Raw genomic sequence first — 22,389 nt, forward strand, 5'->3', positions numbered from 1 at the left:
GGAAGCAATGGAACGCATTCCTATACTCAAAATGGGCAATTTCCTGCTTGTGACAATTCAGGTAGATATGCACGATCGCCTCGCCACAACGCTACAAGAAGACTTGACCAACCGGATCGCCCAAACTCACGCTCGCGGTGTGCTGATCGATATTTCGGGATTAGAGATTGTTGATTCCTTCATTGGTAGGGTTTTAGCCAACATTGCCAGAATGTCACGGGTGCTAGATGCTGAGACAGTTGTCGTTGGGATGCAGCCTGCTGTGGCAATCACCTTAGTGGAATTGGGGCTGTCGCTGACGGGGATTCGCACTGCCCTAAACGTCGAAAAGGGTATGGCATTGTTGCGATCGTCACTCAATGAAACCACAAATCAAATCACTGCCACTAAATGGCGTGCAGATGATCATGCAGAAGACTGAAACGATTAACATTCAATCTTCTACAGATGTAATTTTAGTTCGGCAGGCTGTGCGCAACCTTGCCGTAGAGATTGGCTTTGGCTTAGTAGACCAAACTAAAATTGTTACTGCCGCCAGTGAGTTAGCCCGCAATACCCTAGACTACGGGGGAGGCGGCACAGTCAAGCTAGAAACGCTTCAGGAAGGGCGACGACGAGGACTTCGGCTAACCTTTGAAGATCGGGGGCCGGGAATTTCCGATATCGAACTGGCACTAAAGGATGGGTTCACAACGGGCAACGGCTTAGGTATGGGGCTAGGTGGTGCTAAACGACTTGCCGACGAGTTTGATATTCAGTCTGTGGTGGGAGAAGGGACACGGATAATAATTGTACGATGGAAATAAAATGAGAGAATCTGTCGCCGTCACAATTACTGAATCTAGCCAGATCGGGGAAGCCAGACGGGCGGCGATGGCTTTAGCAACTCGGCTGGGTTTTCAGGAAACAGAACGGGGCAAGGTTGGGATTGTGGTGACAGAAATTGCGAACAATCTGGTGCAACACGCCCACGGCGGAGTTGTGCTAATGCGATCGCTCAGGCAAGATTCCAAAATTGGCATTGAAATTTTATCGCTAGATAAAGGAGAGGGAATGGTCGATGTGGATGAGTGTTTGCAAGATGGCTTTTCCACAGCCGGAACCTTGGGCAATGGTATGGGTGCAATTCGTCGCCTTTCTGGTTTCTTTGAAATTTACTCGATTCCCAACCAAGGAACAGCGCTCCTCGCTCACCTGTGGCTAGGCCCAGCACCTCATCTGCCTGAGAAGGTTTTAGAAATTGGAGCGATCTGTTTGCCCAAACGAGGAGAAGAGGTTTCTGGAGATACCTGGGTCTGTGAAGTCGATTGTTGCCGTAGTCTGTTGCTAGTAGCCGATGGTTTAGGGCATGGGCCTGCGGCTGCCTCAGCAGCAGAAGCAGCCGTGAGAATGTTTCAAGAACATCTTCATTGTTCTCCTGGGGCGATCGTCGAAGCTGCCCACGCCGCCTTGCGAAGTACGCGAGGAGCAGCACTGGCCATTGCCGAAATCGACTTTGAGCAACAGTCTGTCCGCTTTGCTGGCATTGGCAACATCGCTGGTAGCATTTTCTCCTTTACTGAGCACCGCAATTTGCTATCTCATAACGGCACGGTCGGACATGAAATCCACAAAATTCAAGAGTTTACTTATCCCTGGTATGCCAACGGACTTTTAATTATGCATTCTGACGGATTAGGCGCTAAGTGGCAAATCGATCGCTATCCAGGCTTAATGCAAAAACATCCCAGCTTGATTGCAGGTGTGCTATACCGAGACTTTAACCGAGAGCGAGACGATGTGACGGTGTTAGTCGCGAAAGGAATGGGCAGATGACAAAGGTTTTCACGATCGCCATCCAGTACGAACAGGATGTTGTGCAAGCTCGCCAACGAACTCGTGAGATTGCCGAGCAGTTGGGCTTTGATGCTCAAGATCGGGCGCGATTGGCGACGGCAGTTTCCGAAATTGCCCGCAACGCCTTTCAATATGCCCAAGACGGAACGGTTGAATTTTCTGTGGTGGGAGAGCCGCAAGCGTTTCTGATTCGGATTCAAGATCGGGGTGGAGGCATTCCTGATTTAGCAGACGTTTTGGCCGGACGCCACACCTCTGATACGGGAGCGGGGCTAGGCATCGTGGGTACTCGTAGATTGATGGATTTCTTCGAGATTGAATCGCTGCCGGGACAGGGAACAACCGTGACAATCGGCAAAAGGTTGTCGAAGCGCACACCTACTTTCAGCGATTCCCAATTGCAGCAGATTCGAGAAACCGTAATTGGGCGATCGCCCGAAAATCCCTATCAAGAAATCCAGCAGCAAAACCAGGAATTACTCCAGGCAATGGCAGAGCTACGCAAGCGTGAGGAAGAATTAAGCCAACTGAATCAGGAATTGGAAGAAACCAATCGCGGTGTGGTTGCCCTCTATGCAGAACTGGATGAAAAAGCCAGCTCCCTGCAACAGGTAAACGAGTTAAAAACCCGCTTTCTCTCGAACATGAGCCACGAGTTTCGTACGCCGCTCAACTCGATTCTCTCCCTCTCTCGAATGCTGCTAGCCCGGATAGATGGCGATTTGACCATTGAGCAAGAAAAGCAGGTGACATTCATCCAAAAGGCAGCAAGCGGATTATCAGAACTGGTCAACGACTTGCTAGATTTGGCAAAGGTGGAAGCTGGAAAAATTGAAGTGCATCCCAGTTCTTTTGAAGTGAGTGACTTGTTTGGCACGCTACGGGGGATGCTGCGCCCATTATTGGTTCAAGGCTCCTCCGTGACGCTGATTGTCGAGGAACCTGAAGGTATTTCGCCGCTCTATACCGATGAGGGGAAAGTCGCTCAAATTTTGAGAAACTTTGTCTCGAATGCGCTCAAATTTACCGAGCGGGGAGAGGTGCGCGTCAGCGCTGTGCAAACGGGTGATACCGTCACCTTCTCTGTATCTGATACGGGCATCGGCATTGCTCCCGCCGATCGAGAGCGGATTTTTGAGGATTTTATGCAAATTGAGTCCCCTCTGCAAAAGCAAGTGAAGGGAACCGGTTTAGGATTGCCGTTATCGCGCAAGCTAGCGGAGCTAATTGGCGGTAGCATTTCGATGAAAAGTCAGCCAGGTGAAGGCTCTACCTTTACAGCCTTGATTCCCATCGTCTACCCAGATACCAGCGAATTGACCACCGTAGTGCAACCAATCACATCAGTTGAGCCAACTCGCCTGCCGATTCTGGTGGTTGAAGATCATCCAGAAACTCTATTTATTTACGAAAAGCATCTTCAGCAATCAATCTATCAATTAATTGCTACCCGCACCTTAGCTCAAGCAAGGCTTGCCTTACAACAATTTCGACCGGCGGCAATTATGCTAGATATTTTGCTGGAGGGGCAAAACGGCTGGACGTTCTTGCGAGAAATCAAAGGGGATGAAACAACCCGCACTATCCCTGTACTCGTGATTACCATCATTGATAACGAGAAGCAAGCATTGGCGTTAGGAGCAAACGGTTTTCTAATTAAGCCAGTAGACAGATTGCCGCTATTGAACAAACTTAATACGCTAATTACTGAGAACAAGCCTCAAAAAATCTTGTTAATTGACGATGACCCCGCCTATCGGTATCTTGTGAAACAGTTGTTGATAAATACACCATTGAGTATTTTAGAAGCCGCAAATGGAAAAGAAGGATTAAATTTGGCACAACGAGAGCAGCCAAACGCGATCGTGCTGGACTTGGAGATGCCAGAACTCGGCGGGTTTGATGTACTCAAGCAACTTAAGAACAATTCCGTCACTCAGGCGATTCCTGTGATTATTCACTCATCTGCCCAACTGGATGCTGAAGCGCAAAGCCGATTAGCGGCGCAAACCATAGCCATTGTTTCCAAAGAAATAGGCTCTCAAACCACGACGACCGCTCAACTTCAAGATGCACTCGTCAAAGCCGGACTTGTTTTAGAGGTTTCAGGGAAAAGTCATGTCTGAGCCACGAGTTACGATCCTGCATGTTGACGATAACGAAGCCAATCGTTACGTTGTTACCCGTATCTTGCAAAATGCAGGCTTTAATGTGGTGGAAGCGGCAACTGGAGCGGCAGGATTAGAAGCTATTGTTAACTTTCAGCCTGACTTAATAATTTTAGACGTCCAATTACCAGATATCAGCGGCTTTGAAGTCTGTCGCCAAATTAAGGCAAATCCAGAAACGGCTTTTATTCCTGTGCTACACCTTTCTGCAAGTTTTGTCCAAAGCCAGGATAAAGCAGAAGGCTTAGACAGTGGTGCCGATGCTTATCTGGTGCAACCTGTTGAACCAATTGAACTGCTTGCCACTTTGCGATCGCTGCTGCGAATTCGTCGGGCGGAGGAAGCTGCTTTGTCCTCAGCGCGGGAGTGGCAAACCACCTTTGATTCCATGAACGACGGCGTATCTCTGGTAGACCAAGAAGGTAGAATTATGCGCTGTAATCGAGCGATGATGCAGCTTTTTAACAAGCCCTCCCACGAAATCTTAGGTTATGCCCACCACGAGCTGATGGGCGCAAAATTGGGAATCGGCGATGGCACTTGTTTTCGCCGTGCGAAACAAACCCACCAACGGCAAGTTCTCGAATTTCAGTCTCAAGAACGGTGGTTTGCCAAAACCATCGATCCGGTACTCGATCGGGATGGGAATCTTACAGGCGCCGTTTTCATTCTGTCTGATATCACCGAACGTAAACGAGCAGAAGCATTGTTGAAAGAGCAAAACGATCGCCTCAATCAACTAATGATTTCTTTGCAGCAACAGACCGAACAAGCGCAACAAGCCAACCGCATCAAAGATGAGTTTTTGGCAGTGCTGTCTCATGAATTGCGATCGCCCTTGAATCCAATTCTGGGCTGGGCAAAAATTTTGCAAAAAAGTCACCAGGATGCAGCCAAAACTCAGTACGCCCTAGAAACGATCGAGCGCAACGCGAAACTGCAAGCACAATTAATCGAAGATTTGCTCGATGTGTCGCGTATTCTCCAAGGTAAGTTGGCTTTAAACACAGTTCCAGTCGGTTTGACTTTTACTATCAAAGCTGCACTTGAAACCGTGCGCCTTGCTGCTGAAGCTAAATCTATTCAGATTCAAACAATATTTGAACCGAATGTTGGGCAAGTGTTGGGTGATTCTGGTCGCTTGCAACAAGTTGTTTGGAATCTACTTTCTAACGCGATTAAATTTACCTCACAGGGTGGTCGAGTAGAGGTGCGGTTAGAAACGATCGAGGATGAAGTAGATAGTCGTGCTGCGAAATACACTCAAATCACTGTCAGCGATAATGGTAGGGGGATCTCTGGTGACTTTCTACCCTACGTCTTTGACTACTTTCGCCAAGCCGATGGGACAACGACGCGAAAATTTGGTGGGTTGGGGTTAGGGTTAGCGATCGTGCGTCATTTGGTTGAATTGCACGGCGGAACCGTTCAGGCAGCCAGTCCTGGAGAAGGTCAAGGAGCAGTGTTTACAGTCAAACTGCCACCGATCGCGCCTTCAAAATTGAATCAAGTTAATGCTGCCGATCGCGATCGCTCAGACTTCAATCTCAATGGATTGCAAGCACTGCTGGTAGACGATAACAAAGATTCACGGGAGTTCATTGCCTTCGTGCTAGAACAGTACGGAGTACAAGTGACTGAAGCGGACTCAGCACATGATGCTCTAAACAATTTGATGCAAGCAAAATTTGATTTGTTAATTAGTGATATTGGTATGCCCGATATGGATGGCTACACCCTTATTCGTCAAATTAGAAAGCAGTCACCCGAACAAGGCGGAGAAATTCCTGCGATCGCCGTGACTGCTTATGCCGGAGAAATCGATCGACAACAAGCACTAGCTGCCGGATTTCAACAACATATTTCTAAACCAATTGAGCAAGAATTATTAATACAGGCTATTTTGACGATAGTAACGATTTAGCAACCTGAATTTTAAGGTTTTTGGCGATAACTGAAAGTGTATTGATTTATAAATATCCGTCAATCAGACTGTATAACAATCCAAAGGCTATAGCCTGACTTAATCATTCGTGAATAACTAGATCCCCGACTTCTTCAAGAAGTCGGGGATCTGAGCTTGAGCCATTCAATTAACGTGAGTTCGACAAGCCTTTTTTTGACCTCTCCCCCAACCCCTCTTGGACACCTAGAGGGGAGCCAAAACCCTAATTTCTCGTTGCTCCTCCCTTTCCCAGTGGGAGAGGGCTGGGGTGAAGGTTCATCGAACTCAGTTCAATTAACAGTAGATTCAGAAATAACCGTTACACAGGCATTCACTAAGGGTAACAATGGCCCTATTTGCTCTTGTCCATTCACTGCTAAATCGCTATGACACAAATAAACTCTCTCGGATACACGAGAGAGCAAATCTGTCAAAATCCTTTGCAGTCGTTCTTCTTCTGCCAATTTCTCATCTTCTGCTGTCCAAGGTTCGCCCAACCTGTCTCGCAAGAAAAACGGCGCACCGAACAGAGTTGCTGCACCACCTTTGGCCCATAGTGGCGAACCAGCATCCAGCCAAAAATGCCACTGGTGCGATCGCCTACTAGATCGATATTGAAATATAGTTGCTAAGGTGACAGCCTTTCTTGCTCCACCAATGGGGCGCACCGGGTAAGCATTGGCAGTGATTGTACCGCGTCGCAGTAATTGAATGAATTCGATAATAGTTGTGTAAGGCATTGTCTCAACTGGGGCAATTTGTCGTAGTCTGGTGTCAATTTCCCAGTAGTGTTGGGCGGTTTCTAATAATTCCCGCAATGCTGCTAGTTGTTCGTAGGGGAGATTGCTCCCATTCCACAAAAAACGTTGAATTGCTCTGTCTAACAGAGAAATGGGACTAGGAATTAACCGCAATTCTTGTTGCGATCGCTGCTGTTCTAACCACTGTAATATTTCACTATAGGCTGTAGTAGCTGCATAGCCGATTCGATCCCAGCGCTCGAAGGCTGATACTGGTAGCAAGTTGGGGCGATCGGGATGGGGTACAAAGCAGTAATCTGCAATCAAACCAGCACGTACCGGATCAATATTTGTAGAGACGCGATTCATCGTGTCTGTTGTAGATACCCGATTCATCGCGTCTGTAGAGTTTTCTGGTGGTTGTTGTTTCCTGCTCAATACAACCAGCATTTCTGCCACCGCATCCCGATCTACAAGTCGTCCCAAGCCGGGATAAACTAGTGCCAGCATGGTGAGTAAGGCGCGAATCACGGGCGAACTAATTAGGGGACGTTGGTCATTGAGCGATTCTACTGGGATATTTTGCTTGACGAGGATTTCTACTAGAGTATAACGAGCGATCGCATCTAAACCTGGTGCAATAATTGCCACTTCTTCTGGTTGCACTTGCTGCGATTGGATGGCATTAGCAATTATCTCTGCTGTTTGCCGCAATAATTGGGCGCGGGAGGTGGTTTGAATTGAATGCACTGTTTTTGGTAAACTCAACAGTATCATTGGTTCTGTAACTAATTCCACCATCTGTTTAGTCAGTTGCTCGCTCAGAGACTCTGGAGGCGGCCCGTTCAATATTTCTACCCGACAACGCTCTGCTAACCCTTCTAGGTAGTTGGGATCTGCTCCCAATCCCAATCGCACCGCACCATCAGGATTGTAGCTAAACGCGCCAACTGCACCTCGATCTAATAGCAACTCAAACAAAAGACGCGCTACGCTAGGATAATCATCAACATCATCCGCCAGTACTGCTTGATAGCGTTTTGTTAGATGCTGCTGGTAATTGCGATCGCTTAATAAGTGCTGACTATACAGTTCGGTAATAATTCCATAAGTCAGTAATCCCCTCTCTAAACACCAGTTACGCCAATCTAACAGCAAAGATGCCAAAAATTCCGGCTCTAAAGTTGTGCTATTTTCCCCAAAACCTTTGGACAAAATCTGGGCAATATTTTCGCAAGGGATACCACTGTAAGCTGCTAATTGTAATAAGTCTAAGATGCGACGCACCAAGCGAGATTCATTCACTCCCGCAAGACGTAAAATTTCTTCGTCTAATTGCGGACGCCAAAGTTTGGTTGCTAACTCTTGTTCGGTTTCCGGTCGCAATCTTACCGGAAACTGTGCTTTCAGGTTCAACGAGTTAATCAGCAACGGCCAAAATAAAATAACTTCATCCTGAAAAAAACCTAGTGGCGTCTTGGCACGAACCGGATATTTACCTAATGTAGATGTAACAATTATATCTCCTAACTCTCGACGATTATCATCATTGGCAGCTAAAACTAAAACTCCTGGCTCTGTTTGTTTAAGATAGAAAAATTCAGGTACATCGCCTGTTTTTTTACGCCCTGTTTTTTTTGTATAAAATGATTCAGTATATTGTTTTTCTGATGTTACCCAATTACAAAATTGCTCTACCAAGCGAGCCGTCTTACCACTACGGCTAGTGCCAACAATCCAAACCGAATGAGAAACCACAAACTTTCTCCTTGTAGATTTGTTAGTATACCTCGTGCGTTAACTTAAGGTTAATAGTCATCAAACAATGCTGAATGATTGTCTGCAATGAAAAATTCTGTTTTTAGTCAAAAAATCTATTCTTTCTTGCTTGCTGCTTTTCGATGGTACTTACAGACTCCTGAACGTTCTTTAGATGAAGCTTACAATGCAGCATTAAAAATTCAGGAGATAGAAGATAAGCATTTCAATGGTAATAAAATAGACATTGACTCGGCCATGTACAGTAACAGTGTGATGGATTACTTTGAGTCAGACCTCAACAAGCTATTAAAAATTGCCAGGATGCGGCTGACGGAGTTTAGAGGAAGCCGTTGGTTTCTAAATGAAGAGAATCAAAAAGCTGCCGATAAAGCAGGTATAGAGTATCTAAGTCCTTCTTTAGTTTTGGAAAAGCTCAATTTTATCGATCGAGTTCTTTCTAAATACACAACAAGTTCCGATAAAACAACTTCTAACGCTTTAGTAGTACAACCTCCAAATCTACCAGTTAATTCTGTGGCATCTGACGACAAATCGCTGCTCGTCAACACTCCAACATTACCACCCAAAATACCAAATCGAGACTTAAACAATAAACCAAAAGCCAAGAGCAAAACCGATACAACAGGTGTTTTACCTCGCTCTATTTTAAGTACTATCAGTCGTCTGCAAGTTGAATTAGACCCTAATTCGGAACAAGAAGTAATTCAGAGTTTTCGTCAAACTCAAAAAAGAACAATAATATCTATTAGGTTTATTTTACTATTAATTATTGTACCACTTTTAACGCATCAGATAGCAAAAGCTTTTGTAGTTGGGCCAATTATTGAGAGATTTAGAAGCAGTGAGGAAATGCAGATATTTCTCAATTCGGAAATGGAAGAGGAAGCCCTTTTAGAATTAGAAAGATTTGAAGAAAAGCTCAAGTTTGAAAATCTCATTGTCAAAGCTCCTCCACTGTTACCTGAGCAGATGGAGACTGAAATGAAAAAGAAGGCGAAAGAGCTTGCTGAAGAATTTCGTCACGAAAGCTCTGGTGCGATCAAAAATGTTTTTGCAGATATGTTCTCGGTGGTTGCTGTTATCTGGCTTTTGCTAGTCAGTAAGTCTTCTATTGCTGTGCTAAAAGATTTCTTTGATAATATTGTCTATGGACTTAGCGATAGCGCCAAGGCATTTATCATTATTTTGTTTACTGATATCTTTGTCGGATTCCACTCTCCTCATGGCTGGGAAGTACTGCTAGAAGGAGTATCACGCCATTGGGGATTACCGGCAAATAGAGATTTTATCTTCTTATTTATCGCTACATTTCCGGTGATTTTAGATACTATCTTTAAGTATTGGATCTTCCGATATTTGAATCGGATATCGCCCTCTGCTGTTGCGACTTATCGTAATATGAATGAATAGGGAATAGGGCATCCCTTCGGCTACGCTCAGGGCAAGTGGGAATTGGAAATTGGGAAAAATTTTTGGTTTTTGATTTTAGAATTTGAGCGAGGTAGGAAAATTTTAAAAATCTTGAATCTTGATGAAAAAGACATTTATTGGGTTAGGAAAGTTTAACAAAACTATCGCTATCAGTCTACCTGTGATTTTGTCGATTTTCCTGGTGCGGATGCAATCTTTCACGCATCAGGAACTCATTTCGCCAGAATGTCAGGTGAAAAAGTGGGATATACCGATGTCCTTGACTGCTGAAAATCAAGATGCATTTTTGCAAAAACAAAAATTACCATTAATCCAGAGACTACCAATTACTTGTTGTCAAAGTGATGCCTCTTGTCTGGATGAAGTCATTTATGGCAAAATACCAGAGAAAAAGGCACTGATCGGTGCGATCGCTCGCAGTCTCCAATATCTGCAAACAGCTAATGCTGCGGCTGCTTATCAAAACTATCCGGTGGCTGGGATTACGCGCGATCGCGTCATCAAAAGCTTGCAAAGATTCCGCGAACTTCTATTAAAAACTAATTCTGCGACAGAATTACATCAAGCCATTCAGCAAGAATTTGTTCTTTACCAGTCAGTTGGTAAAGATAACCAAGGTTCCGTTTTATTCACCGCCTATTATGAGCCACTTTACGCAGCCAGTCGCGTCCCCACAACAGAATATCGCTATCCTGTTTATCGCTTACCTCCCGATTTCAACTCTTGGACTAAGCCTCATCCCACACGCGAAGAGTTAGAAGGAGCAGATGGTTTACAAGCTGCAAAAGGGAAATTGCGAGGATTAGAGTTGTTTTGGTTTCGCGATCGCCTCGAACCATATCTAGCTCAAATTCAAGGTTCAGCGAAACTTCAGCTTCCCGATGGGACTCAAACCACAATCGGCTATGCGGGTAATACTGCTTATAACTACAAAAGTATTGGGCGAGAATTAATAGATGATGGCAAATTACCGCAAGAAGGTGTAACTATGCCAATTATTCTCGATTATTTCCAAAAGCATCCCCAAGAATTAAATATTTATATTCCGCGCGATCGCAGCTTTGTTTTTTTTCAAGAAAATCACGGTGAGCCAGCCCAAGGTTCTATCAATGTACCATTAACAGCAGAGCGTTCTATTGCTACAGATAAATCTCTTATGCCTCCTGGGGCTTTAGCGTTGATTCGCGCTTCTATTCCCTTTGTTAATCCTACCGGAAAAATGCAGGAGCGCATTATTAGCCGCTATGTTCTCGATCAAGATACCGGAGGTGCAATTAAAGGTGCAGGTAGAGTGGATTATTTTTTAGGTACTGGGAAAATCGCAGGCGATCGCGCTGGTGTTACAGTCAGCAATGGACAATTATTTTATCTCTTACTTAAGTCCAAAAATTAAACACACTCGCATTTTAATACTAAAATTCCCGACTTTTTTAGATAAGTCAGGAATTTTAGGCTTTTGGCGTAAATGAAACACCCCTGACGCAGGAGCGTCATTACGAATTACGAATTACGAATTACGAATTACGAATTACGCTACTAGGCTTCTAAATCCATGTCACTATCATCATCGTCATGATCGTAAGGGATATCGTCAAGGTCTATCATTTCGGAAATTTCTTCTACTTCAGTTAGATACTCAGATTCTTGATGTTCGCGTTCGATTAGACGACCAGTTGACTTCAGCCATTCCAAGAGAATAAATTCATTACTTGTACGAATTACAGGCGCTCGCTGGTTACGAGGTTCTTCACGCAGAGGACTTATAGGCATAAAAAAAACTCACTTTCAATTTACAGGTTAGCTTACAAAAATGTCAAAATTGTACATTAAGCTTAAAAGTCTTGGATGACAAGTCTTTTCTCAACAGACAAAATATGACCCATTGAAGTTTTGTCTCAAGTCTATTTAGCTACTTACCATTAAAATGTCCAGATGTCAGTTTTAATAACAAATATTTCAGCGGATGCAATATATATTACAAAGCATTTGGTACCTTGACGAGAGTTTCATACATATCAGAGGGTAATGCAGACAGTCTATTCGCTACAGCGACTGCATCAGCTAAGTTACTAAATTGACACCGGACTATCTCTTGTCCATTTCCTGAAGGAAATCGTTTCCTAGCTTTATTAGCTACAGCACAAATAATCGCTAAAGCTTTGGCGAACCCGTCTTTTGTCAATATTCTTTCTTGAGCGAACCCTTCAACAGGGATAAGACAAACCTCAAAACGATAGCCAGGTCTGGGAGAAACAGCTATGTCGATATATGGTTTATCTTCTTTTCTGATTCGGCGTAAATATTTGGCTGTTGAATTAGGATCGTGCAAATTAGTCCCAAGGGCGTAAGTAAAAAAGCAATCTTCTGTGAGGGACTCAGGACGAGTAATTATATCCGTGGGCATAAGTTCCAGTAGTATCCGTATGTTGTCTGCGTGTATGACACACTAGACTTGTCCGTTCTTATTAGCACATTTTCTTTGACAGTTAAGTGTATCAGTGTCACGCGAGGTATTACAATACATTGCGGCTAACTAAAATTTCAATTTTTGGAATACTTATGACATCAAACACCTTCAGAATCAAAGGGTGTAGAGATTTAGATTCAAAGAGGAGTCTATATAATCAGTCACATGACCGAAAATATTTCTCAACAAATAAAATCATAACATAGTTGACGCCAAACCCTGCGATCGCATCACCTGACAGCATCGGTGAATACCTAAAAGCGATCGCGATCGCAAACTATCTGAATATTTATTTATACCCATCAACTTATAAACTTCAATGGTACTCAATTTACAATCTCTCCTTGAATTAGAGCGACTGCTAAAAATTTAGCTATGTACTGTTGTAAATGCCCTATATTTCGTAATTATTCAGGGCAGATTAATGAATTATTTACATAAAAATCACCCCCTAAATAAAACCCCAGGATTATCAGGATTATATTTATAATTCTGGGGCATAATGTTTAAATAATAGTTTTGATGACAATTTTTTTATTTATTCAGAGAAAAATCCGTAGTCTTCACTTAATATGTAGTTTTGCTTATTAAGATTTTTTTAGAGGTTTTAATCAGTATTTAATAGACTTTACTAATTACTTGACAAACTACACACTATTAAAACTTATTTTCAATCTAGAGTTTGTGACTATTTCTGTCAAAATTCTGGATTTCTCACCGATTTTTGTGTTTTTCACGACATCCAAAAAAATAATTAGTGGTTTATGCTACCTAACGGAATCATTAATCGTGCCTGCCATTCACGTTATTGACTCACTTCTAATACGGTTTTTGTGGTGTAGAAAAACAGGCTTTCTGAGTCTTTTTTCAATAAAGCTATACCAATATCTTAGGCATTTTTTTACTAGTGTTTAAGCTAACAAGCTATACCAATCTTAGATAAAAAAGCGCTCAACATATAGGTTAATGCGTAGCAATATCTCGTAGGTTAAGGAGTAAAAACCAACACATACCAGATGTTGGGGCCTTGGATTTTGTTCTTCAAACGCCATTTGCTTCTCCCTTTAAGGTAGGGGCGCAATGCCTTGCGCCTCTACTGCTGTAACTCCACCAGAAAAGTCGGAAAATCCTTCTAAATCTGTGGTTTTCAAACCTATATGTATAGCAATCATTTTTCAAATTGGTATTAGTCATGAGTAGCAGCCATCACAAAATCCGTTAGAACTAGCTAAAATTCCGTTTTCATTAACTTTTTTTGAGGTATTCAATGAACAAGATTAATCTGTACAAACAACGCCAGAGCAAAAATAAGGTATTGATTTTTACTTCTTTGACTGTTTTGGCTTCTTCATTAGTACTACCCTTCCAACAAGCCTTTGCTGCAACATTGACTACTGTTGTAAATTTCAACGGCACCAACGGAGCTACACCAAGAGCTGGTGTACTTAAAGGCAACGGTACTGATGACAATCTTTATGGAACTACTTCTGCTGGTGGCACTTCTGGTAAAGGAACTGCATTCAAGTTAACTCCTACTGCTTTCACTACTCTGACCACACTGATAAACTTCACCGGAACCTCTGGAATCAACAAAGGGACTAATCCAGTCGCTAGATTATTTCAAGCAGCCGATGGTAATTTATATGGGGCAACCTTTACAGGTGGTACAAGTGACCTCGGCAGTGTGTTTAAGTTGGCGAAAACGGCTTTTACAACCCTGACAACTCTGACAAATTTCACAAGCACTAATGGGGCTAACCCAGCAGGCCGACTGATTACAGGTGCTGATGGCAATTTGTGGGGGACAAGCTCTACAGGTGGGGCTAATAATAAAGGAACTATATTCAAGGTTTCGCCAACTACCGGGGCACTTACCACCATCAGAAGCTTCAGCGGTACTGATGGAGCAACTCCACTAGCAAGATTGCAACTGGCTACCGATGGAAACTACTATGGCAGCGCCTCTGCCGGTGGAGCAAGTGCGAAAGGAGTTGTATTCAAGTTAACTCCCGCAGGAATACTGACTTCATATAGCTTTAGTGGCACTAATGGAGCAAATCCACAGTCTGGATTAATTGAAGTTAGTGGATTCCTCTATGGCACCGCTAAACTGGGTGGAGCCAGCAATAAAGGAGCTATCTTCAAGGTTCCGGTCGGTGGCGGTACACCCGTTTTAGTTGCCAGTTTTAATGGCACCAATGGGGCCAACCCAACGGCTGCACTCATAAAAGCAAGCAATGGTAACTTCTATGGCACAGCTTCTGCTGGTGGGGCAAGTAACAAAGGAGTTATCTATCAGCTGACTGGAGCAACCATCACTGGCTTAATTAGTTTTAATGGCACTAATGGGGCAACGCCAGAGTCCACGCTAATTCAACTCTCAAATGGTGCCTTTTACGGTACTGCCTCTTTTGGCGGTAGTTCTAATCTAGGAACTGTGTTTAAGTTTGTAATCTAGTTTCAAATCTAATCGGCGTGTAGAAAATGGTAAAACGTAGATTTGAACGTCTACCTCTACCATTTTTCTACAATCGATCTAAACTTTTCAAGACAGATATTTTAATTTTGGTGACTCAATATTGTTTCATATTATGTTCGCTCCGAAGAACCCTAAAGAACCAAAGCTACGCTTGGTCTGCCCTAAGAGCAAGCCTATGGTGTACATACAAGTCTGAAACATTTATAACGCTTCGCTCAGATACCTATGAGGTGGAGAAAGTCAAGGCTTGGAAGTTGGTCGATCGAGGCTATCTGTATGAGAAGATTGAAAAAATTCTCAAAGTCGAGAGGAATCTACCAGTTTAATCTCGATACTTGCAATCCAGCTTCTCAAATCGGAGAAATTTCGTTTTAGATAAATCTTAATATCATGTTAACTTAACTTCAGAATACTGATGTAGAATATAGAACTTTACTACAGGTTTATAATTTGATTAATAATGAAATGATGTTAAAGTATGTTGAATTGTAATAGTTGTAAAATTTGATACAAGCAAGGATAAATCATAGTACACCATAGGAAAATTAGCAAATGTTTAGACAAAGTTCTCACAAGAGAAACTTTTTCAAAGCTTTAACTGGTAGTGCGGCGAAAGAATCTCACAAGTTAAGACAGGCATTTAAATCATGTCTGACTATTCTGTTTGAATCTGTACCTTTTTTGATTGCTTGTGCTGTATTGGTTAGCGTTATCAGCCTCAAAAGTCCTATCTTGCTCTTTTGTTTACTGGTTGGTAGTTTAATTGCTCTCATCACCCAGCAAATTGGGCAGCAAGTGAATTTACCAAGGCGATCGCTAATATTATTACAAATTTTAGCAGCAGCGATCGTTCTAAGTTTATATTGGTTAGACTGGTTTGCAGCCCCTGCACAAGCACAGTTTTTTGGGAAAGCTGAAACCTTTTTCAAAGACAGCTTCCGTGGTTCAATAACCAATGGTAACGATCCCAACTTCGCAATAAGTTTGATATTTAATGTGTTGCGGGCGATTTACTTACTCTATATTGCAATTTCCTTAGTTGGTGTGATTAACGCAGTGCGTAAAGATGAAGATTGGCAAAGCATAGCCAGAACTCCCCTATTAGTGGTTGTTGCTGTTACCATTGCTGATGTACTCACAGGCTTTGTAATTGGCACTGGCCCTAATAAATAATTCAGATATTTCAAATGCCTCAAGAGCAGGAACAAGAATTTCGTCCAGTCAATCAGGTTCTAGGAAGCCAACCTTCACTAGGGCCAATTCCTGCCGATCAAATTCTTCCTTGGACGGTAATTGCCTTAGCCTCCTATTTTACTATCAATGGAATTTTCGGGGGGTTTTTCCAAGAAGAATTTCAAAAATGGTTGTGGACAGTACTAATGACTGGTTGGGGAATCGGAACTTGGTGGATATTAACTGGTGGTAGGAGTTGGAGTTTTTTAAGTAAATTTATCGGGGTTCCCACTTGGACAAGAGGCTTTGCTCGTTATCAAAGCTTATTGGAAGTTAACCATGAAGCAAAAAATCGGAAAACAAAGCGTCAGCGTCGCCGGAAATGAAAGTAGATTAACACCATTTGAAGATGCCTTGCACTTGGCAACAATGCTGCGTGTTGCAATGAATGGACGTGATATTGGCGCTTACCTGTTGACAAAAGGTACTCAAAAAGATCGGTTCTGCTTTGTTTTTGGTTTTGATTGTAAGGGAATTCATACCACCTTAAGACCTGAACAAATTGATACACTTTTTAATAACATTGAAGCCGGATTAAAAGACATTCCTAGTGGTGAAAGGATGACGCTGCACTTGGGTTCTTTTAGTTCAGATAAAGAGCGCCAAAAAGAGTTAGCAACATTAATCAAAAATGCATCATCGCGAGATATCAAATATTTGTTAATGGCGGAGAGAGCCAGAATTAAAGAACTGACTGTTTCTGGGATTCGTAAACCTAAATTTTTGCGGATTTATGTAACTTACACCATTGAATCTAACTCGCAACACGCAGATGATTGGATAGAAAAGCTTTTAGTCAAAGCTGAATCCTGGTGGTTGAAATTTAAAGGCGATCTTTTAGAAGTAGAAAATCAACGCATCGAAACCCTGATTACAAATGCTTACAACCAGGGTTTTCTGCGGTGGGAACAAATCTTATCTAACAAAATGGGATTGGATGTCAAACCTTTGACTGCTAATGAACTATGGGGAGAAATCTGGAAAAGGTTTAATGATACGCAGCCAATAGATATTCCCCAATTAATGACTTTAGATGAACAAGGATTACACGAACAAGTTAATTCCGATTTAGCTAGTACTAAATTACTTCTAGATAATATCCACGGCACAACTTTACTGATGGAATCTAGTGTACCTTGCGCCGATCGCCGCTGGGTTAATGTTAACAATCGTTATATCGGCACACTGTCATTTTTGGAAAAACCCGGCGGTTGGCCCAATAAATCGGCTCAATTGCGCTATTTATGGGAACTGTTGGCCAGAGAAACAGTAATAGATACAGAAATTTTTTGTGAATTGACTGCTGCCAATCCAGCATTGGTAAAAACGACTCTGCAACGAGTACTGAAGCAGTCAAACATGACAACAATCCTGGCTCAAGAAAAAAGTAAAACTATTGATGTCAACGCTCAATTAAAACTGAAGAAGTCGGTAGCAGCACAAGAACAGTTATTTGAAGGTGCAGTCCCGATTTATACGAGTATTGCCATTTTAGTGCATCGTCCGACTTTAGAAAAATTAGATGAGGCGACAAGATATATTGAAAACTGTTTTCAACGTCCAGCCAGAGTAATTAGGGAAACTGAATATGCCTGGAAAATTTGGTTGCAAACTCTACCGATAGTTTGGGAGGGTTTATTAGCAACACCTTTCAACCGTCGCCAGCTATATTTAACAAGTGAAGTTCCGGGATTAATGCCGCTAGTTTTAAGTAAAAAAGGTGATAGACAAGGCTTTGAGTTGATTGCTGAAGAAGGCGGAACACCCATACATTTAGATTTATTTAATCAGCACAAAAATTTAGCTTTGTTTGCCACAACTCGTGCTGGTAAATCGGTGTTAGTGTCAGGAATTTTAACTCAGGCTTTAGCACATGGGATTCCGGTTGTGGCGTTAGATTTCCCTAAACCTGATGGAACATCTACTTTCACTGACTACACAGAGTTTATGGAGGGGAATGGAGCCTATTTTGATATTTCCAAACAATCGAATAACTTATTTGAGCAGCCAGACTTACGATCGCTAGAAGCAGAACAACAGCGCGATCGCTTTAACGATTATACTGCCTTCCTGGAATCAGCGTTAATGACAATGGTTTTAGGATCGTCTACTGAAAGTCAAATTTTATCGCAAACCGTGCGATCGCTGCTCAACTTAGCTTTAGAAGCCTTTTTTAGAGATGAGGGCATCAAAGAGCGATATCGACAGGCGATGGAAGGAGGATTTGGCACTCTTGCTTGGCAGAAAACCCCCACTTTAAAAGATTTTCTCTTTTTCTGCTCGCCAGAACACTTGCAGCTAAGTTCTTTAACTGGGAGAGTAGAAGATGCTCTGAGTCAAATTCAGTTGCGCTTACGCTTTTGGCTTTCTAGCCGCGTCGGACAAGCCATTTCTGCACCATCCAGCTTTCCTACCGATGCACAACTTTTAGTTTTTGCTCTCAGAAACCTATCAGATAGTGAAGATGCAGCCGTACTATCCTTGAGTGCTTATTCCGCCGCACTCCGACGCGCATTAAGTAGTCCAGCTTCCATATTCTTTATCGACGAAGCACCAATTTTATTTGAGTTCGAGCAAATTTCTGACTTAGTTGGTAGAATTTGTGCGAACGGCGCTAAAGCCGGTATCAGAGTTATCTTATCAGGACAAGATCCTGACACCATTGCCAAATCTAAAGCTGCATCAAAAATATTGCAAAACCTGACAACACGATTGATTGGACGCATTCAGCCAGTTGCAGTAGATAGTTTTGCAGACATCTTGAAATATCCCCGCCAAGTTATTTCTCGTAATGCCTCAGAAAGCTTTTTTCCCCGCAAAGAAGGCGTTTATAGCCAATGGCTATTAGATGATAACGGTACTTATACATTCTGTCGTTACTATCCAGGTTACGAGCAATTGGCAGCAGTTGCTAATAACCCTTATGAACAAACTGCACGTAGTCAAATGATGCAACTTCACAGCGATAAATATGAAGCAATTTCTGCGTTTGCGCGTCAATTAGTGGCTACTCTACGTAGTAGTTAATTGAATTATGTAAGTAGTTAATAGTGAGTCAAACAAATTTGGATTTTATATTTCTGATAGTGTAGTATTAGTGAGTTACCAATGTATTTTAGATTTACTGCACCCATTCTTGGGTTGTAGCTTAGGAATTTTAGATTTTAGAATAGCGTCGGGGATTGAACCGAAAAACTAATTCTATTATCCAAAATCAGCACGGTTCAAAAGCTAAATTTTTACCTCACTATATAATGTAGTCTACCTTTTTAAGGCACAGATATATGCGAAAAACTACCATTTTTACTTTTACCTTGCTATCTCTGGCAATATTACCAGCAGTTGCACAAATTCAGACGGGCGGATTAGGCCAGGTTTGGAGTGACTTTCAATCATATTCCCAAGATATGCAAGATTACTTTCAACATAATAATTTGAAAAATACCTTAAATCCTTTAGAACAAAGCCAGAGTCAAACTGCTATTAACAGTGCCAAGGGAGATTTGAAGATACCTAACCCCGTTGCTGCAGGACAAACAATTCGTGATGATTCAATTAACTACTCTTATAATTCAGATGCTAAATCAAGTCGCTTTGAGAATAATGCAGCAGTACGGGGAAATTTAGTTAGTAATGAACTTAATCGTATAATTACCCGTGGAGTAGCGGTAGGTGTTCTTGGTAAAAATGGACAAACTAGGACAAAACTAAAGTTAGAAAATACAGAAAAATCTCTGGAAGATATTGAGGGATTTGCCCAGGAATTTGAGGGTAGCAATAATGCATTAATCGGTAAAATTCAGTCTAATATTCCTGCGGCAGTACAAGGCGCCAATCCAGCAGCAAGTGCATCAGCAAATGTAGCAGCAAATGCTATTTCTGGATTGGCAGAATTGCTGGGTGCTAGTCAATTGCAAATGATGAAAATTCAACAAGAACAAATAAAAATTGTAGCTGAAACATTTGGTCAGACATTACAAAATAATCAGGCTTTGCAATATTCCAACTTAAATTTAGTAAATATTTCTCAGCAAGCGGAAGAAGCTAATCGCGCTCGAAGAGTAGAAACATCTACAGAAGCAGCGCGACTTTTACGAGCGACTTCTCAACTAGATTTGTTTGGCAGAAACGTTAATAATAAGGATTTGAAGCTAAAAAAACTTTAACTTTCCAGATAACTTTTAAAATCCTTTAACTTATGACAAGCCAACAGAAAATCTAAAAAAAGGTTTGGTAGAATGCGTTACCTTCATAACGTACCCTACTAAATCTCAGAAAACAGCCGATAAACTCAAAATGCAACTTGCTATTAAACTAATTTTTGCCCAAGTAGGTATCGATCAGATTCTCGATAGTGGTGCCGCAACTTCCCAAAGTATTGCCGAAGGTTGGGACAAACAATGGCTGGATTTATTACAAAATAACACCAGTAATAACTTGTATGGAGCGCTGACAAATCTGGGTATTTTTTTTGCTGTAGGAACGTTGTTATTTTTTATGATACAATTCCTCAAAGACTTAATATCCTACGAATACACCCGTCCTATATCAGCTTTAATTTGGCCTTTTATTGTGGTAGTACTCTTAAGTAATTCAGGCAATGGAAGTATACTGTCTAATCTGACGCTGGGAGTGCGGAATGTTTTAAACACTGTGAATCAAGAAGTAGTGGTTTCAGCAGATGCAGATAATATATATCAGCAAGCACTGAATATGAGTGTTGCTGAAGAAGTAGCTGGTTCTTTACTACGTCCTTGCCAATCGTTAACTGGCGAACAACAAAGTCAATGTTTTGTGAAAGCTGCCGAAAAAGTTAACGTTCTCTGGCAGAAATATAGAGATACTTATGGAGATAAAAGCTGGATCGATAGACTACAAACTAAAGTAGATAATATCAGATATGGCACTGGTATTGTATCAGAAACGTCTTTTAATTCTCTGTTAGGTTCTACAGTGCAAACGAGCATCAAGAACTTTTTAGTTTCCTTACAATATGCCTTCCAGAATTTGATAGAGGCTACTATGTTGTTAATAGCAGCTTTAGGGCCAATAGCAGTAGGTGGATCTTTGCTACCTGTAGCTGGTAAACCGATTTTTGCATGGCTGACTGGATTTTTATCTATTGGAATCGCCAAAATTTCATTCAATATTATCGCTGTGCTAACTGCCGCAGTGATTGTCAATGGCCCAGGTCAAAATGCTAGTGTCGATCCAGATTTAATGTGGTTCATAATTTTTCTGGGAATTTTAGCACCAATTTTATCTTTAATTGTGGCTGCTGCTGGTGGTTTTGCAGTCTTCAGCGCAATTAACAGTACGGCTTCTTTAGTTAAAGAGAGGATATAGGAAATTAAAAACTAAAAATGAATAATGTTGCAAGTGTTGTAAATAGTAAGTATATGCAAAACATCATATATAATAGCTGAAGTTTTTGCAGTAGGAGGTGAGGAAATGGTGCGTTTACTAGAAAAAAGACAAAAACCGGCAAGTGTTTTGACGTTTTTTGCGATCGCAACCTTCAGTTTACATATATTAGTTTTATTTTTATTCTTATTACAAGGGCTAAATATTCGCCAACTCAGTTTGAGAAAACCTCCTAACTTTGTGCAATTAATCAATGGTAAACCAGTAGCTAATATTGATGATTTAGCAAGAGAACCAGAAGCAATTCGCCAATTTATCAGCAAAACGATGATCTCAATGTTTAGCTGGTCTGGAACCTTACCACCACAAAATATTGAAGAAGTCGCAAGCCCAAAATCTGATTTAGGAATACTGATTAACACACCTCAAGGTGGTAGCCAAAAAATTACTACCAGCAGTTGGGTAGCTAGTTTTGCTTTATCAGAAGACTTTCGCAAAGGTTTTTTAAGCACAGTTGCAGAAATGACACCGCCAGAAGTTTTCTCGGAAAATCCCAACCAAGCGATGACTTCACAACTAGTAATTAAAAGAGTTTATCCGCCAAAACAAATTGCACCAGGTAAGTGGCAAGTGGGTATGGTAGCCGACTTAGTTCAAAAAAATCGAGTTGGTGGTGCAAGACTTATAACTCCTTTTAATAAAGATTTGCTTGTACGTGCAGCAGATTATTTCGCTAATCCCCAAGCCGACAATAGCACCGACTTGCAAAAAGCAATTTATAGTGTCCGTGCTGATAGACTAGAAATTTATGAAATTCGGAATTTATGTTTGCTAGATAACTACAATCCGAACAAAAATCAATCACAACAATGCATAACTGGACAAACATCTGATAGTTTTATCAGATAATCGATTTTTTACATTAAGATAGTTCAATTTATACG

18 protein-coding genes are annotated in these 22,389 nt (G+C 41.8%); 14 read left to right on the plus strand and 4 right to left on the minus strand.

Annotated features, from left to right (window positions below; translation table 11 throughout):
• The first annotated feature begins 7 nt into the window (after nt 1-7).
• From RMY64_RS02075 to RMY64_RS02095, 5 genes are read left to right on the plus strand one after another with little or no spacing between them, the layout of a single operon-like run.
• Nucleotides 8-421 carry an STAS domain-containing protein gene (locus RMY64_RS02075; protein WP_322671331.1) on the plus strand — a complete coding sequence of 138 codons (414 nt, stop codon included), beginning with the start codon at nt 8-10 and terminating at the stop codon, nt 419-421.
• Nucleotides 408-806 carry an anti-sigma regulatory factor gene (locus RMY64_RS02080; RefSeq protein ID WP_322671330.1) on the plus strand — a complete coding sequence of 133 codons (399 nt, stop codon included), beginning with the start codon at nt 408-410 and terminating at the stop codon, nt 804-806. The genes RMY64_RS02075 and RMY64_RS02080 overlap by 14 nt, the downstream gene beginning before the upstream one ends.
• A 1-nt stretch (nt 807) precedes the next feature.
• Entirely contained in the window at nt 808-1,815 is a 1,008-nt protein-coding gene (locus tag RMY64_RS02085) for an ATP-binding SpoIIE family protein phosphatase (RefSeq protein WP_322699167.1), read from the plus strand.
• Nucleotides 1,812-3,962 (plus strand): ATP-binding protein, encoded by a 2,151-nt coding sequence (locus RMY64_RS02090; RefSeq protein WP_322699168.1) that lies wholly within the window; start codon nt 1,812-1,814, stop codon nt 3,960-3,962. Before RMY64_RS02085 ends, RMY64_RS02090 begins: the two co-directional genes overlap by 4 nt.
• Entirely contained in the window at nt 3,955-5,928 is a 1,974-nt protein-coding gene (locus RMY64_RS02095) for a response regulator (RefSeq protein WP_322699169.1), read from the plus strand. Before RMY64_RS02090 ends, RMY64_RS02095 begins: the two co-directional genes overlap by 8 nt.
• 311 nt (nt 5,929-6,239) lie before the next feature.
• Here the strand turns inward: RMY64_RS02095 and RMY64_RS02100 are convergent, their stop codons facing one another.
• Entirely contained in the window at nt 6,240-8,447 is a 2,208-nt protein-coding gene (locus RMY64_RS02100; RefSeq protein ID WP_322699170.1) for a recombinase family protein, read from the minus strand.
• Between the two features lie 78 nt (nt 8,448-8,525).
• Here RMY64_RS02100 and RMY64_RS02105 point away from each other — a divergent pair, with 78 nt between their 5' ends.
• Nucleotides 8,526-9,881 carry a proton extrusion protein PcxA gene (locus tag RMY64_RS02105; protein ID WP_322699171.1) on the plus strand — a complete coding sequence of 452 codons (1,356 nt, stop codon included), beginning with the start codon at nt 8,526-8,528 and terminating at the stop codon, nt 9,879-9,881.
• Between the two features lie 121 nt (nt 9,882-10,002).
• Nucleotides 10,003-11,295 (plus strand): murein transglycosylase A, encoded by a 1,293-nt coding sequence (locus RMY64_RS02110; RefSeq protein ID WP_322699172.1) that lies wholly within the window; start codon nt 10,003-10,005, stop codon nt 11,293-11,295.
• 143 nt (nt 11,296-11,438) lie between these two features.
• Here the strand turns inward: RMY64_RS02110 and RMY64_RS02115 are convergent, their stop codons facing one another.
• The 3 genes from RMY64_RS02115 to RMY64_RS02125 all read right to left on the minus strand — a co-directional run bounded on the left by RMY64_RS02115 (nt 11,439) and on the right by RMY64_RS02125 (nt 12,699).
• Nucleotides 11,439-11,672 (minus strand): DUF3134 domain-containing protein, encoded by a 234-nt coding sequence (locus RMY64_RS02115; RefSeq protein ID WP_322671323.1) that lies wholly within the window; start codon nt 11,670-11,672, stop codon nt 11,439-11,441.
• A gap of 205 nt (nt 11,673-11,877) precedes the next feature.
• On the minus strand, nt 11,878-12,306 hold the full coding sequence (locus RMY64_RS02120; protein ID WP_322671322.1) for a hypothetical protein: 429 nt from the start codon (nt 12,304-12,306) through the stop codon (nt 11,878-11,880).
• A 258-nt stretch (nt 12,307-12,564) separates the two neighbouring features.
• Nucleotides 12,565-12,699 carry a hypothetical protein gene (locus RMY64_RS02125; protein ID WP_322691185.1) on the minus strand — a complete coding sequence of 45 codons (135 nt, stop codon included), beginning with the start codon at nt 12,697-12,699 and terminating at the stop codon, nt 12,565-12,567.
• Between the two features lie 937 nt (nt 12,700-13,636).
• On the opposite strand from RMY64_RS02125, the gene RMY64_RS02130 reads away from it, so the two are divergent.
• From RMY64_RS02130 to RMY64_RS02160, 7 genes are all read left to right on the plus strand, one after another.
• A complete protein-coding gene (locus tag RMY64_RS02130) occupies nt 13,637-14,827 on the plus strand; it encodes a choice-of-anchor tandem repeat GloVer-containing protein (protein ID WP_322686870.1) in 1,191 nt (396 codons plus the stop codon).
• 573 nt (nt 14,828-15,400) lie between these two features.
• Nucleotides 15,401-16,021, plus strand: coding sequence for a hypothetical protein (locus tag RMY64_RS02135; RefSeq protein WP_322686871.1), 621 nt, complete (start codon nt 15,401-15,403; stop codon nt 16,019-16,021).
• Nucleotides 16,022-16,035: 14 nt separating this feature from the next.
• A complete protein-coding gene (locus RMY64_RS02140; RefSeq protein WP_322671318.1) occupies nt 16,036-16,407 on the plus strand; it encodes a hypothetical protein in 372 nt (123 codons plus the stop codon).
• Nucleotides 16,361-19,108 (plus strand): hypothetical protein, encoded by a 2,748-nt coding sequence (locus RMY64_RS02145; RefSeq protein WP_322699173.1) that lies wholly within the window; start codon nt 16,361-16,363, stop codon nt 19,106-19,108. The genes RMY64_RS02140 and RMY64_RS02145 overlap by 47 nt, the downstream gene beginning before the upstream one ends.
• 257 nt (nt 19,109-19,365) lie before the next feature.
• Nucleotides 19,366-20,247 carry a hypothetical protein gene (locus RMY64_RS02150; RefSeq protein ID WP_322699174.1) on the plus strand — a complete coding sequence of 294 codons (882 nt, stop codon included), beginning with the start codon at nt 19,366-19,368 and terminating at the stop codon, nt 20,245-20,247.
• Between the two features lie 130 nt (nt 20,248-20,377).
• Complete coding sequence (locus tag RMY64_RS02155) at nt 20,378-21,427, plus strand: hypothetical protein (protein ID WP_322699175.1); 1,050 nt, start codon at nt 20,378-20,380, stop codon at nt 21,425-21,427.
• 105 nt (nt 21,428-21,532) lie between these two features.
• Nucleotides 21,533-22,354 (plus strand): hypothetical protein, encoded by an 822-nt coding sequence (locus RMY64_RS02160; protein WP_322691190.1) that lies wholly within the window; start codon nt 21,533-21,535, stop codon nt 22,352-22,354.
• Nucleotides 22,355-22,389 lie beyond the last annotated feature (35 nt).

The organism is Nostoc sp. DedQUE08, from assembly GCF_034530895.1.
Taxonomy (GTDB): Bacteria; Cyanobacteriota; Cyanobacteriia; order Cyanobacteriales; family Nostocaceae; genus Nostoc.